The organism is Cyanobium sp. Lug-B (assembly GCF_024345635.1).
In the GTDB taxonomy this organism is placed as follows: domain Bacteria; phylum Cyanobacteriota; class Cyanobacteriia; order PCC-6307; family Cyanobiaceae; genus Cyanobium; species Cyanobium minutissimum.
Map to the genome: position 1 here is coordinate 1 of NZ_JAGQBM010000009.1, position 14,022 is coordinate 14,022.

The following is a 14,022-nucleotide window of genomic DNA, read 5'->3' on the forward strand; positions in this document are numbered from 1 at the left end:
CTCGCTCGTGGCCACGCCGGCGGTGGCCAGGGGCGCCAGGGCCCGCCGCAGGCTCTCGCGCAGGGCGGCCCCGAAGCGCTCGGGCCCCTCCGCTGCGGCCAGGTGGCAGACACCGGGACCGTCCGCTTCGCCCACCACGTCGCCCGGCCCGGCCGCACTGGCATCGCCGGCCAGGGCCAGGCGGCAGGTGGTGTGGGTCTGACCGGCGTCGAAGCCGGCGATCAGTCGCATGGCGCTGGATCCGCTGCCGAGGCCGCCAGGGTGGCGAGGCTGAACAGGGCGATCAGCTGCACCTCCGGCCGGAAGAAGATCGTGTCGGTGAGGCCCTGCACCCCCAGCCCCGCGAACACGGCCACCGCCGCCAGGCTCGGCAGGGCCAGGGGGGCGGTGCGGCGCCACTGGCCCAGGCCCACCTTCACGGCGCTCAGCAGCAGGCCCAGCCCCGCCAGCAGCCCCGGAATGCCGGCCTCGACGAGCAGTTCCAGGGGGATCGAGTAGGCGCTGAGGGCGTTGAACTTGGGCTGCTGATACAGCGGATAGATGAGATTGAAGGCGCTGTTGCCGGGGCCGATGCCGATCCAGGGGCGGTCCTGGATCATCGCCAGGGCCGAGGTCCAGACGTTCATGCGGAAGTTGTTGGAGCTGTCCTCCCGGCCCGCCAGCAGGCTCATCACCCGCACCCGCAGCGGCTCCACCTGGGTGACCAGCAGCACCAGCACCACGGTGGCCCCGGCCAGGAGCAGCAGGGGGAACAGGCGCCGCCACAGGGGCGGCCAGTCGCGGGTCTGGCGCAGCACCAGCAGCAGGGCCAGCAGACCCAGGGAGGCCACCATGCCCATCCAGGCACCGCGGCTGTAGGTGAGCACCAAGGCCACCAGGCCCAGCACCAGGCTGGCCAGGGCGAACAGGCGCCGGCCGCGCCCCTGCCAGCGCAGCAGGGCCACCACGGCCAGGGGCAGGATCGGCAGCAGGTAGCCCCCCAGCAGGTTGGGGTTCTCCAGGGTGCTGTAGATGCGCACCGTGCCTTCGGCCACCGAGTTGCTGTCCGACCAGCGGGCCAGGGCCCCGGGGGCCTCGTAGAGCTGGCGGATGCCGATCACGCTGGTGACCAGTTCACCGGCCAGCAGGGCGCCCACCAGCCGGTCCCACCACACCGGCGCGGTCGCCAGCAGCTGGCGCATCAGGGCGTAGACGCTCAGGTAGCTGAGCAGCTTGACGAGTCCCACCAGAGCGGCCTTGGGCACCGGCGAGAAGCCGGTGGCCACCACCGCCACCGCGATCACCAGCAGCAGCCAGGTGTTGATGGCCCCCAGGCGCCCCGGCGGGGTGCGCAGGGCCCAGACCACCCAGAGCAGGGCGGAGGCGGCGATCAGCAGGCTGAGCCCGGAGCGGGTCACCAGGGGCAGGCCCGCCAGCAGGGCGCAGAGGATCCAGCCGGCCAGCAGGGGCAGGTGGGCGCCGAGGCGGCCGGCGGGCAGGCCGGCCAGCAGCCCCTGCCAGCGCAGCAGCAGGGGCACGGGAGCTGGGGCAGGCACCATCAATCCGCGGCGGCGTCGTCGCGATTATCGACGCCGTCGCCCGTGGCTTCCAGGCGGGTGTCCAGATGGCGTTCCAGCTCCGCCAGTGGCGGCAGCGGGGCGGTGCTGCGGCGGTAGAGGCTGCGGTGCACCGGCTTGCCCTCGGCCAGCACCTGGGCTTCGCGCTCGGTGGCCACCGGCAGGGGATTGACGGTGGGCCCGCACTCCTCGGGCCCGGCGGGCTCGAACACGCCGCTGGCCTCCACCAGCTGGCGCATCGGCGTGATCAGGCCCTCCACATCGCTCTGCAGGAACAGGCGGCGGCCGGGGGCCAGGGCCGTGGCGATCGCCAGCAGCAGGGCGGGCTGCAGCACTCGGCGCTTGCGGTGGCGCAGCTTGAACCAGGGGTCGGGGAACTGCAGGGTCACCAGCTCCAGCTGCCCGGGGCTCAGCAGCGCCAGCCACTCCGGCAGGTTGACGTTGGCGTTGCCGTAGAGGAAGCGCAGGTTGGTCAGCCCGTCCCGGCGGCGGTCGGCCTCGGCGGCCTCCACCAGGGGCCGGCGGATCTCCAGGCCCAGGTGGTTGCGCTGCGGCGCCAGGGGCGCCATCGCCAGCAGGAAGCGCCCCCGGGCGGAGCCGATGTCGAGGTGGAGGGGCCGGGAGGGATCGGCGAACAGCTCGATCAGCGGCGGCAGGGGCCGCGCCAGCTGGTGGATCCGGCTGAGGGGATTGACGTGCTGACGCACCATCAGAGCGGCGCGGCGGTGCCCCCGGGCGGGTCGTTGGGCACCAGGAAGCCCCAGCTGGCGGTGTAGCCGTGCAGGTGGGTGGTGCCCCCCACCGGACCGATCTCGCCGTTGCAGAACAGGCCGGCGATCGGCACCGTGCCGAACACCTCCCGGCAGAGGCTCACGTCACCATCCGCCTGGCCGTAGAGGCCTTCACCCCGGCCCAGGCAGGCGAACAGGAAGGCGGCCAGGGGTTCGCTGCGCCGCCGGGCCTGGCCGGCCAGCAGCTGGCGGGATTCATCCCGGGAGGCATCGGCATCGCGGAGCTGGAACTGCACCTTCTGGCCCACCCGCATCCGTTCCCCCACCGCCACCGCCCCGTTGCGGGGATCGACGCCGATCAGGTTGCGCACCAGGAAGGAGCCGGGCGCCTCAGGCACGGGGGTGAGGTCGGCGGTGGGCAGGCTGAAGTCGCTGCGGCCGACGCCGAGGAACAGGGAATGCTTCACCTGCTCCCGTTCGGCGGGGGTGAGGTCGGTGAGGATCGACTGCAGGGCGGCCACGGGGCTGTTGCGGGTGCTGCCGCAGCTCACCTCGATCACCACGTTGCGCTGGGCCTGCTCCACCTCCAGCACCGGGCCGATGGGCCGGCAGCCCTGGGCCACCAGCGGATCGAGCCGCCAGGCCCCCTCGATCACACAACCCACCGCACCGGTGCGGACCGTGTCGGCGGGGTCGCCGTCGCTGGCGCCACTGCCACCCGGGCCGAAGAGCAGCGAGCCGTGGGCGGCGCTGTGGGGGCCGGCAATGCCCCCCACCTTGGTGGTGTTGGGGTAGGCGTAATCCAGGCCGCTGATCAGGTCGTTGATGGCGGTGCCGGTGGGATCGAGCAGCAGCAGCATCGACTGGCCCTCCTCCAGCTCAGCCCCCACCCGCTCCCGCCAGGGCTCGGCCGGACCATCGAGGTCGGGCAGGGAGGTGGTGTCGATGGCGAAGGGGCGCAGACGGGCGCCGGGCAGCCGCAGCAGGGTGACGGCCAGGGCCGGCTGGTGCTCGATCTCGTGGGGAACCCCCGCCGTGTCGGTGCCCACCACGCCGCCGCCGACACAGCCCAGCCAGTGGGCGGCGTTGAGCTTCTGCTGCAGCAGGGGCAGCAGGCGGGGCAGGTCGCTGGCGTAGCTGGCGGAGGCGAACACCAGGGCCAGGTCGGCCTCGCCGGTGCCCCGGAGCTGCTCGAACACCTGGTTGACGGCTTCCTGGAGCGAGGCATCCCGGCCAAGGGCGGTGCGGCACCAGGGGCCGCCGGGACGACGCTGCAGCCAGGGAAAGGAGGGGAGGGAACCCATGGACGGACCCTATCGCCTGGGGGGCACACGGATAATGGCGCCTTACCGAACCGAGCGGACGTGCCGGAACAGCTCTATCGCTCCCTGGTCTGGCTCGACGTGCGGCTGGGGATGCTGTTCGCCGTGGGGCTGCCGCTGGTGCTGCTCGTCTGGGCGGTGCTCCGCAAGGAGCAGGCCCTGGTGCGCCTGATGGGCCTGTATTGGAAGGTGGCCAGCCTGCAGCTGATCGCCCTGCTGCTGCTCACCGACAACCGCCCCACCGGCTTCCTGTTGCTGGTGCTGGCGCCGCTGCTGGTGGTGGCGACCCTGTGGTTCTGGGTGGATCTCAACGAGGAACTGGCCGACATGCCCCCCTGGCGGGCCCTGCCGCTCACCCTGCGCATCTGGCGCTGGAGCCTGACCCTGCTCTCCCTGGGCGGGGCGAGCCTGGCGGTCACCGCCCTGCCCTGCATGGGCGGCGCCGGTCTGCGCCTCTGCCGGGCCTGGCTGGAGGCGCCGCAGGGGCTGCACGGCGTGGTGGCCCGGGTGTTCGCCTTCGTGTTCGGCGGCGAGTGGACGCCAGGCGTGGCCGCCTTCGTGGGCTACGCCGCCCTGGTGGCCTACGCGGTGGGGCTGTTCCAGTGGCTGGTGGTGCGTCTGCCCCGGCTGGGCCGGGTGGCCGGCGAGTTCTGAGCTGTGCTTTGGAGCTGCCCCCCATGACCGACGCCGCCTCCCCCTCCGTTGCCGCCCTGCTGGCCGCGCTGGAAACGATCAGCCGGGAGCGCCCCGACCGGGTGCTGCGCTTGGTGGGCACCCTGCCGGGCTCCGGGGGGGACGAACCCTTCGAGCTGCTGATCTTCCGCGGCTTCTCCAGCAGCGTCACCCACCCCACCGCCTTCGACCCCGACCAGCCGGCCCTGCCGGCCTCGGCCCGCATCACCGCGGCCCTGCTGCTGGCCGGGCCGCTCAACCCCAGCGATGAACGCTGCCTGGCGGGGCCCCTGCCGGCGGCGAGCTATCTGGATCCGGTGGCCTGGGACGGAGCGGCCGGGGGCTGAATCCGTTGCCTGCCGGGTGGCTGGGGGGAGGCCATCATGGATTGATCGCGAAGAAGCATTGGCGGATCAAGAGACCAACCAGGACATCCCGGCCATGCCGTGTCTCCCCTCTCACGGTCGCGTTGATTGCAAGCTTTGCTTTGAAGGCAAGCCAGTCGTCTTCGACACGACAAAACGCAGCCAAGGTGACTGGCGCATCACCAACAATCCACTCGCCTGGGGAAGTTCCTCTCCGAACATCGTGGTCCTTGGTTTCTCTAAGGGACCGCGCCAGGCAGGTTCCCTGGCCTCGACAGCGCACGACGTGATCGCATTCAAAGGGAGTCGTGGAAATGTGGCCAAAATCCTTGCCCATCTCGGTCTGCTGCCCGGGGTGCCGATGGAGAGGGGCAGCAAGGCTGTGGATGAACTGATCGCGGACCCATCCGGCCGCTTCCATTTTGGCTCTCTGGTGCGCTGCACGGTCGAGCGCTTCGACAGAAAGTCCGGGAGGTGGAAAGGATCTGGCGGTGGCATGCTCGATCAGTTTGTGGCTCTGCCGTTCGGTCACGACGTTGCCACCCGTTGTGCCATCCGCTTCCTCAGCTCCCTTCCTGAGGCGACGAAGCTCATCGTGATGTTCGGCCTCGGCACTGGCCTCAACTATGTCGACGCAGCCATGAGGATCTTCAGGCTTTCCCGGCCGGGAAAGTGGCGAAAACTCAATGATGTGAGCTATACAGACGGGAGGGTTGTTGTGGTTCACGTAGAACACTTTGCCGCCCAAGGCGCGTTGATTCCTGACTGGCTTGGACTCACGGGTAAGCCCCGCGCGCGCCTCGGCCGCCTGGCTCAGGAGTCCGTCCTGGCAGCCCTGGGGCGAGGGGCGCTCATCCCCTGAGCCGCAGCCTGAATGGCCTTGGGTATCATCTCCCTCCTGAACTGGAAGCGACACGGATGATGCACTTCCGATTGGCCCGTCCAGTGACAGACCTCCGCCGCACGGAGATGCTGTACTGCGAGGGTCTGGGTCTCACGCGCCTCGGGCATTTCGACAATCACGACGGCTTTGATGGGGTCATGCTTGGAGAGCCGGGCGGGGGGTATCACCTTGAATTCACCTACTGCCGAACCCATCCCGTTGCTCCATCGCCCACAGAGGAAGACTTACTTGTGTTCTTTCTTCCAGACAGGCAGGACTGGCTGAACCGCTGTGAATCCCTGCTGGCAGCAGGATTCACGCCCGTGGCGTCCCTGAATCCCTACTGGGAGCGGGATGGGCGCACCTTTGCAGATCACGACGGCTATCGGATCGTGCTGCAGGCCGCAGCCTGGGACGGGGGAGCAGCCGTCAAGGATCCGCGATAGCGGCTGCCATAGAGGGTTCTATGCAGGCCCTCGGTAAAGTCATCGCCCGAGAGCTCCTGAGTCATTTGTTCCACCCAACCCTCCGGTTCCTGCTGCCCCTGGCGGGTCTGGTCGTTGTGCTGGCCCTCCCCGAGGCGGCCCGTGCCGGCGCCTGCGAGGACAGCTTTGCGCAGAAGGGCAACCCCCTCTCCGGCACCCGTTTCGAGGCGGAACTCACCATCGATGACCTGACGCCACCGGTGGCGATTCGCCAGCTGCGCGGCATCGCCGCCGGCCGGGGTTACGACATCCTCAGCGAAGAGGCCGACGATGGCAGCATGCTGCTCGAGCAGCCCCGCTCCGGCGCCGCCCGGCCGTTCCCGATCATCGCCACCGCCCTCGCCGAGCAGGCGGCCGCCCGGGTGAAGCTGGAGGCGAAGCTCCCGGCCGGCATGCTGGCCGGGGCCGGTGGGGCGCGCAACGAACTCTGCGCCATGCTGAACGCCATCAAGGGCGGCCCGGAAGGCATCGCGGCGGCGGAGCGCAGCGCGGGGGCGGTCTCCTCGGCTGGACCGGTGGTGATCGATGCCCTGGTGCTCTCGCAGCAGATCGCCCAGGAAGCCGACACCAACGCCGCCTCGATTCCCTCCCGCTACCAGGGCAAGACGTTCACCATCAAGGGTCGGGTGGCGCACGTCGCCAGGGACGGCAGCGCCTACCGCATCGACTATGACATTCCCCGCTCCACCAACGATCTGGTGCTGAAGTTCGGCAAGTTCCGCTTCCTCACCCAGATCAGCTGCCTGGCCGCCAAGGGCCAGGGCGCCTATGCCCTCTCCCTGCGTGAAGGCCAGGGCATCCGGCTGACGGGGCAGTACAAGGACTACGACCCGGCCCGGCATGTGATGTGGTTCGAGGGCTGCCGGCCGGTGGATTGAGGCCGTGACACCGGCTTGAAGATCCTGTTCTCCATGCATGGCGAGGCGGGCCATCACCTGGGGACGTTCCGGCTGGCCAGACAGTTGGCGTCCCGCGGCCACCACGTGGCCTACCTCGGGCTTCCCCGGGTGCGGCAACTCGTCGAAGACCAGGGCTTTCCGTTCATCGCATTCGCGGGCCATCTCTTTGCCGCCCCAGGCGAGGCGCCGGAGACTCCGGCGACGGCGGAGGCCCTGTTTCGCCGCTACACCACCGCCATCGTCGACGGCAGCCTCGATGCCTGTCTGCTGTCGGACCGGCCGGACCTGCTGCTCTGTGATTCGTTCCTGTGGTACGTCGCCCTGCGGGCCCTGCGGCTGGGGATCCCCACCCTCCAGATCTCCACCTCGCTCTTCCTCTTCGACAATCCCCTGATCCCCCCGGCGGTGACCTCCCTGAGGCCGGGCCGTGGAGCGCTCTCGGCCCTGCGGATCTCCCTGGCCTGGAAGCTGATGCACCTCCGGTATCTGGTCACCAAGCGCCTGGCCTCCCGGCTGGTCGGCGCCTACCGGGCCCCGCTGCGCATGCACCACCTCACCGACACCTTCCTGGCGGTGGCCCGGCAGTCCGGCATCCGCTGCCGGCGCAACGTCAACTATCGCCAGGATGAGATCGGCCCCCACCTGATCCTGCCCGAGCTTGTGCTGTGTCCGGCCGCCTTCCAGCTTCCCGGCGCCCGGCCCCCGGAGCGGCGCCATTGTGGCGATTTCATCGATCTCCAGCGGCAGGAGCCGCCGCTGCCGTTCGATCCCTCCGGCCGGACGATCATCCTCTGCTCGCTGGGCACGAGCTCGGCGGCCTACCGCCAGGCCAGGCGCTTCTTTGCGGCTGTGGCCGAGGCCAGCGCCATGGCTCCGGAGTGGTTCTTCGTGCTCCACATCAGCGACCCGGCCCTCATCGGGGCGTTTGCGTCAGCCGCCAACCTGCTGGTGGTGTCCTGGATTCCGCAGCTCACGTTGCTGCGCCATACCGCCGTGATGGTTCACCATGGCGGGCTCAATTCGATCATGGAATGTGTGCAGCGTGAGGTGCCCATGGTGATCCTTCCCTGCGCCAGGGATCAGCCGGGTAATGCCGTACGGGCGGCCCATCATCAGCTGGCCCTGACGGCGGATGTACGAACGATCACGGGGGCAAGGCTCCGGCCGCTGATTGGGAAGGCGATGGGCGAGGCGGCCTTGAAGCGGGGACTGCGCCGCATGAAGGATCAGATCGAACATGAGCGTGGCCTCGAGCAGGCGGTGGCGTTGATCGAAGATGTCTCGGCCGGCTTTGTGGCCGGCGGCATCAGCGACTGGCCTTAAATCTTTCTGTCGCATCGTGATGTCGTGCTAGCTTCAATCAGGCTTCCTAAGGTGTCTCGGTCATGGCAGCCCAGCCGCAGAAGCACCACGCGAAGAATCACCAAGGGAAGAACGACCATCCGCTGACGCACCATCGGTTGCGGGATGTTCGTGTCCCCACCTACATGATGGAGATCACGACGGTGGTGGGCTGCAAGGTGAACTGCACCTTCTGCCCCCAGAAAAGTCTCCTCAGCCAATACAGGAGCCCGAAGCGCAAGCTGGCCTTCGACGACTTCCGGCTGGCGCTCGACAAGATGCCGGAGGATGTGATTATCATCTTTGCGGGCTTTTCCGAGCCGTTCCTCAATGAGGACTGCACGCGGATGATCCTCTATGCCCACCGCAAGGGTCACCCCCTGTGTGTCTTCACCACGGCGGTCGGCATGACGCTGGCGGACGTCGAGCAGATCAAGGCGATCCCCTTCAGCGCCTTTCCCCACGGGGGCTTCACCATCCATCTTCCCGATGCCAGGCGGCTGGCGAAGATTGATGTCACGCCGGAGTATCTGGAGGTGCTCGCAGCCCTGAAGGCAGCCAACATCCAGAACTTCTCCGTCATGGCGATGGATACGATCCATCCCGATGTCGCCTCCATCTTTCCGCCGTCCAGTGTGTCGCTGCCCAAGATGAACTCCCGCTCGGGCAACCTGGAGCATGAAGGCGTCACCGAAAACTTCGTGGCCTCCTCCCATGAGGGTCCCGTGATCTGCGGACGGGATGAATACATCTATAACAACGTGATGCTTCCCAACGGCGACGTCGTTCTCTGCTGCCAGGACTACCACATGGATCATGTGCTCGGAAACATCTTCGAGCAGTCGTTCGCCGACGTCCTGCCCAGTCCCATTCCCGGTTACGACCTCTGCAGGACCTGCGTCTACGCCATCAAGCTGCCCCAGAACTTTCCGGTCTTCGCGTTCGACAAGGCACCGGCCTGACGCCATCGTCGTTGTGAGCGAGTCCTCCGCTGTCCCCCCGTCGTCGCTCGCCTACGGGGCCCTGATCGACTTTTTTCTGGTGGCCCATCCCGAGCGCCCGGCGCTGGCGGAGCGCGCCTACACCGTGGCGGCCGACCCCGCCAGCGGAGCCACCCACCGCCGAACCCTGGCGGAGTTCCGTCCCATCACCTACCGAACCCTGCGCGATCGGGTGCGGTCCCTCGCCAGCGCCTGGCACGCCGATCCCGCTGCCGCCATCCGCCGCGGCGAGCGGGTGGCGATCCTCGGTTTCGCCAGCATCGACTACGCGGTCATCGACCTGGCCCTGGCCTATGTCGGAGCCGTGCCGATGCCCCTGTCGGGCCACCATTCGGCCCCTGAGTACGACGCCATCCTGGAGCGGGCCACCCCAGCGGCGCTGGCCGTGTCCATCGCCCAGCTGCCCGCGATGGTGGATCTGGTGCGGCGCCACGGTTGCCTCCGGCAGCTGATCGTCTTCGACGCCGACACCCGGATCACCGCTGAGCGGACCCTCCTGGAGGAGGCCGAGGCCACGCTCCGGGCGGCCGGGTCGACCGTGCCGTTGCTGCTGCTGCCGGATCTCCTCCGCCGCGGCGAAGGCCTCGACGTCCCGCCCCCCGCCGCCGTCGACCCGGAGGCGATGGCCCTGCTGATCCACACCTCGGGGAGCACCGGCCTACCCAAGGGGGCCTGCATCTCCGCCGCGGCCCTGAGCAACACCTGGCGGCAGGTCACCGGTCCGGAGCCGAAGGTGGCGGTGGTGCTTGCCCCTTTCCACCACATGATGGGCAGGGACTCCATGGTCACCGCCCTCAACTGCGGCGGCCTGGCCTGCTTCACCCTGAAGCCGGATCTCTCCACCGTCTTCGAGGACATCCACCTGGCCCGTCCGACGGGGCTGGTGCTGTTCCCGCGCCTCTGCGAGTGGATCGACCAGCACGTGCGATCGACCAAGTCAGGCGACCTGCGCTTCTTCCTGGGCGACCGGCTGGAATCCATCGTCGTGGCTTCGGCGCCGATCGCGCCCCGCATCCGGGCGCTGCTGGAGGACACCTTCGGGGTGCCGGTGCACGAGGGCTACAGCAGCACCGAGACGGCCAGCGGCGGCCTGGCCATGAACGGCCGGCTCAACCGCTCCAACGTCCTGGACTACCGGCTGCGGGATGTGCCGGAGTCGGGCTACTTCCGCTCCGACCGCCCTTATCCGAGGGGCGAGCTGTGCGTCAAGACGCGGTTCGGCATCCGCGCGTACTTCCGCAACCCGGAGGCGACGGCCGCCCTGTTCGATGCCGACGGCTTCTCCTGCACCGGGGATGTGGTCGAGGAGCGGGGCCCGGGCCAGATCGCCATCATCGACCGCCGCCGGAACGTCATCAAGCTGTCGCAGGGGGAGTTCGTCGCCGTCGGTGCCCTGGAGCAGCTGTTCGCCGATGGCTGCGCCTCGGTGGCCCAGATCCATGTCCATGGCGAGAGCAGCCGGTCCTATCTGCTGGCGGTGGTCGTGCCGGATCGGGAAGCGCTGGCGCGGCGGCCCCGGCCCCCTGGCAGCGACGCCGCGCTGGTCGCCCTGGTGCGTGAGGAGATGGTGCAGCTGGCCGGGGAGCAGGGCCTGAAGAGTTTCGAGATTCCCCGCGCTGTCCTGCTGGCGGAGGAACCCTTCTCCCATGCCAACGGCCTGCTGTCCTCCCTCGGCAAGCCGATCCGGCCGGCCATTCGCCAGCGGTATCAGGAGGCCCTGGCCGCGCTCTACGACAGCCACGACCGTCTCGGCGATGCGGCCCTGGCGACCCTGCGGCAGCCCGGCGCCGGGCTGAGCCTTGAGCAGCGGCTGCGGCTGCTGCTGCACAGCACCCTCGGCGTCCACGACGACGGAGCCCTCGAGGGCCATTGCTTCCGCGACCTGGGCGGTGACTCCCTGGGGGCCGTTCAGCTGTCGGTGCGGATCGAGGCGGAGTTCGGCGTCGCCATCGAGGCGAGCCAGATCCTCGGCCCCGACGGCACGATCGCGGCCTGGGCGCGGATCCTGCGGGCCAGCGGCGCCGGCCCTGGCCAGGAGCACGCCGCCGGGGATTTCGCCACCAGTGATCGCGTGGCCAGTGATCTCGCCACCAGTGAGCTCGCCGCCGAGGACTTCCGGGTGGAGGCCTTCATCGACGGGGCCACGCTCGATGCGGCGGCGCTGCTGCCAGCGGCCCCATGGCCGGCTCGCTCGGTGCTGCTCACCGGGGCGAACGGTTTTCTGGGTGGTCGTCTCGCCCTGGCCTGGCTGGAGCGCCTCGCCCGCACGGGCGGGCGGCTGGTCTGTCTGGTCCGGCCCAGCCACACCCGGTCCGCCCGGGAGCGCCTCGAGGCCCGCTTCGCCCACCTCGACCCCACCACCGCGGCGCGCTGGCGCATGTTGGCGGCGGACCATCTGGAGGTGGTGGCCGGGGACATCAGCGCCCCGCGGCTGGGGCTGGATGCCGCCACCTACGACCGGCTGGCCCACGGCATCGAGGCCATCGGCCACTGCGCCGCCCTGGTCAATCACCGGCTGGAGTACCGCCACCTCAGGCGACCCAACGTCATCGGCACCGCCGAGCTCGTGCGGCTGGCGCTGACGCACCGGCGCAAGCCGATCGACCTGATCTCCACCATCGGCGTGGCCCCTCTGGGGGAGCGCCTCCGCCTCGATGGCTCCTATGCCAACGGCTACTTCGCCAGCAAGTGGGCCTGCGAGCAGCTGCTGCGCTCCACCCATGCCACCACGGCCCTGCCGATCCGCATCCTGCGATCGGGACTGGTGCTGCCCGATCGGCAGCTGGCCGGGGAACGCAACCCGGATGACATCCTCTCGCGCCTGATCCACAGCCTCCTGCTCACGGGCCTGGCCCCCCCGGGCTTCTCCAGCAACGAGGCGGGCGGCGAATCGGTGGGCTTCCACGCCAGCGGCCTGCCCGTGGATCAGCTGGCCCAGGCGATCGTGGCCCTGGGGGATGTCGCGCCCGAGGGCTTCCATCTGCTCACCCTCGGTGGCCCCGCCGACGGCTGGTTTCCGCTGGAGGCCCTGGTGGAGCGGATCGAGGCGTCGGGCTTTCCCCTGCAGCGCACAGCCAGCTACCGGGAGTGGCTGGAGCGGATCGAGCCGGCCCTGCGCCGGCTGCCCGCGGAGCAGCGCGCCCTGTCGCTGCTGGATGTGCTGGAGGCGTACCGCCCTGTCCGGCGGGCGGGAGCCGAGACCTGCGCAGGCTTCCCGGTTGCCTATCTGGACAAGGTCTGCTCCGAGGCCGTCGCGGCCGCTGGTCACGGCTGAGGCGGCCCCTTCGCTCACTACCTCTCCCCAGGGGCCGTCCGGCCATCGCCCTGGGATCGGCGTCGAGCCTGGTGTCGATGACCGCCAGCAGCCAGATCATCCGCACCCCCGGAATCGTGGCGAGCTCCATAGCCTTCGGTTACGTTGGTTGGGTGATTCCCGCGGTTTCTGCCCACTCCAAGTCGTTTGCTTCGGCATGCTTCATTGTCTTCGATCCCTCCTTCCTGCTGAACATGGGATCGGCGTGCGGAATCCTGGCCTCAGTGCATGAAGATCCTATTCCTTCTCTGTGACAACCCATTCAAGCCCTCCTGCGGCTTGGGAGTCTCGGTCAAGGAAATCATTGAAGGCCTGGCCAAAGCGGATCCATCCATCAGGATCCAGGTTTTGGATTTGCGGTGGAACAATGGCGATCAAAAAGTAACGGATCAAATCGAGGTGTTCGCCTGTGGGTACAGGGAAGGCCTGGGTCGTGACTTTATTGTGCAGACCCTGATGAACGCTCCCACTCAAATCGTCCATGCGATCAAGAACCTGAGCCGGCCCGATATCATCCACATGCAGGACTGGACGTCCATTCCGGTCGGCAACGCCTTGGGAAGCTACTGGGGAGGCGACATCAAGTCGGTGTACACGACCCAATTGAGTTATTCCCTGTTGATGGAGGATTTGAAAAGGGAGTCCATTGCTCCTCCGCCCGTCGAACGGTCGATTGTGGCCGAGATTGAGCGATTGGAGCGCGAATGCATCCAGGCGTCAGACATGGCCATCTTCCTGAACCGGAGCGATCAACTCAGGCTGGATGGACCGCCCCATTCACAAGTCATCCCGCACGGCATCCATCTGGGCGACGTTCACGCGATTCCCTTTGAAGAGAAGAAGCTTCCAGGAAAGAACGCCACGAAACTGCTGTATTTCGGTCGTATCGATACGATGAAAAATGTCGGACGCTTGCTCGATGTCCGATTGCCAAGCGGGGTCGATCTGATCGTGATGGGAGGGCAGGACGGCTCCAATCCTGAATTGTATCAACGGCTCGAGAATCTGTCACGCCAGCGAGATGACTTGCACCGGATTCCCTTCACCTCAGGCCATGACAAGTTTAATTTCATTCGAGCAGCCGACGCTGTGATCTTTCCCAGTATCCATGAGCCCTTTGGCCTCGTTGGCATCGAGACACTGGCGTGCGGCACACCCTTGATCGCTTCGTTTGTCGGAGGAATGAATGAATATCTCACGGAAGCATGCGCGATCCGAATGGACGGACTGGGCGCTGAGTCCATCGAGAAGGCCATCCATCAGTTCATGGCTATGTCAGAATCCTCCAAGGAAGCCATGATCAGGAACGGACGGAAGGTCTGTGAGAATTTCCCATGGCATGATTCCATCGAAAGACACCATCAGCTCTATCAGGGGTTGGTCCATGGCGGCGTCCGTGAAGACGTCTCTGCCTGAAAGCCACCATGGAGATCTCGCGGACACGGCCACCACAA

13 protein-coding genes and 1 pseudogene are annotated in these 14,022 nt (G+C 68.1%); 10 read left to right on the top strand and 4 right to left on the bottom strand.

Features of this window, described 5'->3' with window-relative positions:
* The 4 genes and pseudogenes from KBY81_RS03595 to KBY81_RS03610 all read right to left on the bottom strand — a co-directional run.
* Positions 1–231, bottom strand: a pseudogene (locus KBY81_RS03595) (N-acetylglucosamine kinase); the annotation flags it as partial.
* Positions 222–1,538, bottom strand: a complete 1,317-nt coding sequence (locus KBY81_RS03600; RefSeq protein WP_106220807.1) for an IctB family putative bicarbonate transporter — start codon at positions 1,536–1,538, stop codon at positions 222–224. The pseudogene KBY81_RS03595 and the gene KBY81_RS03600, both read right to left, overlap by 10 nt.
* Positions 1,538–2,263, bottom strand: a complete 726-nt coding sequence (gene trmB / locus KBY81_RS03605) for a tRNA (guanosine(46)-N7)-methyltransferase TrmB (protein WP_254975679.1) — start codon at positions 2,261–2,263, stop codon at positions 1,538–1,540. The genes KBY81_RS03600 and trmB overlap by 1 nt, the downstream gene beginning before the upstream one ends.
* 2 nt (positions 2,264–2,265) lie before the next feature.
* Positions 2,266–3,591 carry an FIST N-terminal domain-containing protein gene (locus KBY81_RS03610; protein ID WP_106220805.1) on the bottom strand — a complete coding sequence of 442 codons (1,326 nt, stop codon included), beginning with the start codon at positions 3,589–3,591 and terminating at the stop codon, positions 2,266–2,268.
* Between the two features lie 60 nt (positions 3,592–3,651).
* Between KBY81_RS03610 and KBY81_RS03615 the strand changes: the two genes are divergently transcribed.
* From KBY81_RS03615 to KBY81_RS03660, 10 genes are all read left to right on the top strand, one after another.
* Positions 3,652–4,263, top strand: a complete 612-nt coding sequence (locus KBY81_RS03615) for a DUF3177 family protein (RefSeq protein WP_106220804.1) — start codon at positions 3,652–3,654, stop codon at positions 4,261–4,263.
* Positions 4,264–4,286: 23 nt separating this feature from the next.
* Positions 4,287–4,628, top strand: coding sequence for a hypothetical protein (locus KBY81_RS03620; protein ID WP_254975634.1), 342 nt, complete (start codon positions 4,287–4,289; stop codon positions 4,626–4,628).
* A gap of 58 nt (positions 4,629–4,686) precedes the next feature.
* The gene (locus tag KBY81_RS03625) at positions 4,687–5,508 is read left to right on the top strand and encodes a hypothetical protein (RefSeq protein WP_254975635.1); all 822 of its coding nucleotides are present in this window, start codon (positions 4,687–4,689) and stop codon (positions 5,506–5,508) included.
* 59 nt (positions 5,509–5,567) lie between these two features.
* Positions 5,568–5,975 carry a VOC family protein gene (locus KBY81_RS03630; protein WP_254975636.1) on the top strand — a complete coding sequence of 136 codons (408 nt, stop codon included), beginning with the start codon at positions 5,568–5,570 and terminating at the stop codon, positions 5,973–5,975.
* A 65-nt stretch (positions 5,976–6,040) separates the two neighbouring features.
* Positions 6,041–6,892 carry a hypothetical protein gene (locus KBY81_RS03635; RefSeq protein WP_254975637.1) on the top strand — a complete coding sequence of 284 codons (852 nt, stop codon included), beginning with the start codon at positions 6,041–6,043 and terminating at the stop codon, positions 6,890–6,892.
* A 15-nt stretch (positions 6,893–6,907) separates the two neighbouring features.
* Entirely contained in the window at positions 6,908–8,236 is a 1,329-nt protein-coding gene (locus KBY81_RS03640) for a glycosyltransferase (RefSeq protein WP_254975638.1), read from the top strand.
* Positions 8,237–8,298: 62 nt separating this feature from the next.
* Positions 8,299–9,216, top strand: a complete 918-nt coding sequence (locus KBY81_RS03645; protein ID WP_254975639.1) for a radical SAM/SPASM domain-containing protein — start codon at positions 8,299–8,301, stop codon at positions 9,214–9,216.
* Between the two features lie 13 nt (positions 9,217–9,229).
* The gene (locus tag KBY81_RS03650; protein WP_254975640.1) at positions 9,230–12,529 is read left to right on the top strand and encodes an SDR family oxidoreductase; all 3,300 of its coding nucleotides are present in this window, start codon (positions 9,230–9,232) and stop codon (positions 12,527–12,529) included.
* Positions 12,530–12,606: 77 nt separating this feature from the next.
* Positions 12,607–12,822: a hypothetical protein gene (locus KBY81_RS03655; protein WP_254975641.1), complete on the top strand. Its 216-nt coding sequence runs from the start codon at positions 12,607–12,609 to the stop codon at positions 12,820–12,822.
* Positions 12,797–13,984 (top strand): glycosyltransferase family 4 protein, encoded by a 1,188-nt coding sequence (locus tag KBY81_RS03660; RefSeq protein WP_254975642.1) that lies wholly within the window; start codon positions 12,797–12,799, stop codon positions 13,982–13,984. The genes KBY81_RS03655 and KBY81_RS03660 overlap by 26 nt, the downstream gene beginning before the upstream one ends.
* The last annotated feature ends 38 nt before the right edge of the window (positions 13,985–14,022 follow it).

Excerpts from the sequence above, each read along its gene's own strand:
- KBY81_RS03600 (WP_106220807.1), bottom strand. The coding sequence starts at position 1,538 with ATGGTGCCTGCCCCAGCTCCCGTGCCCCTGCTGCTGCGCTGGCAGGGG.
- KBY81_RS03610 (WP_106220805.1), bottom strand. The coding sequence starts at position 3,591 with ATGGGTTCCCTCCCCTCCTTTCCCTGGCTGCAGCGTCGTCCCGGCGGC.
- KBY81_RS03620 (WP_254975634.1), top strand. The coding sequence starts at position 4,287 with ATGACCGACGCCGCCTCCCCCTCCGTTGCCGCCCTGCTGGCCGCGCTG.
- KBY81_RS03630 (WP_254975636.1), top strand. The coding sequence starts at position 5,568 with ATGCACTTCCGATTGGCCCGTCCAGTGACAGACCTCCGCCGCACGGAG.
- KBY81_RS03645 (WP_254975639.1), top strand. The coding sequence starts at position 8,299 with ATGGCAGCCCAGCCGCAGAAGCACCACGCGAAGAATCACCAAGGGAAG.
- KBY81_RS03655 (WP_254975641.1), top strand. The coding sequence starts at position 12,607 with ATGACCGCCAGCAGCCAGATCATCCGCACCCCCGGAATCGTGGCGAGC.
- KBY81_RS03660 (WP_254975642.1), top strand. The coding sequence starts at position 12,797 with ATGAAGATCCTATTCCTTCTCTGTGACAACCCATTCAAGCCCTCCTGC.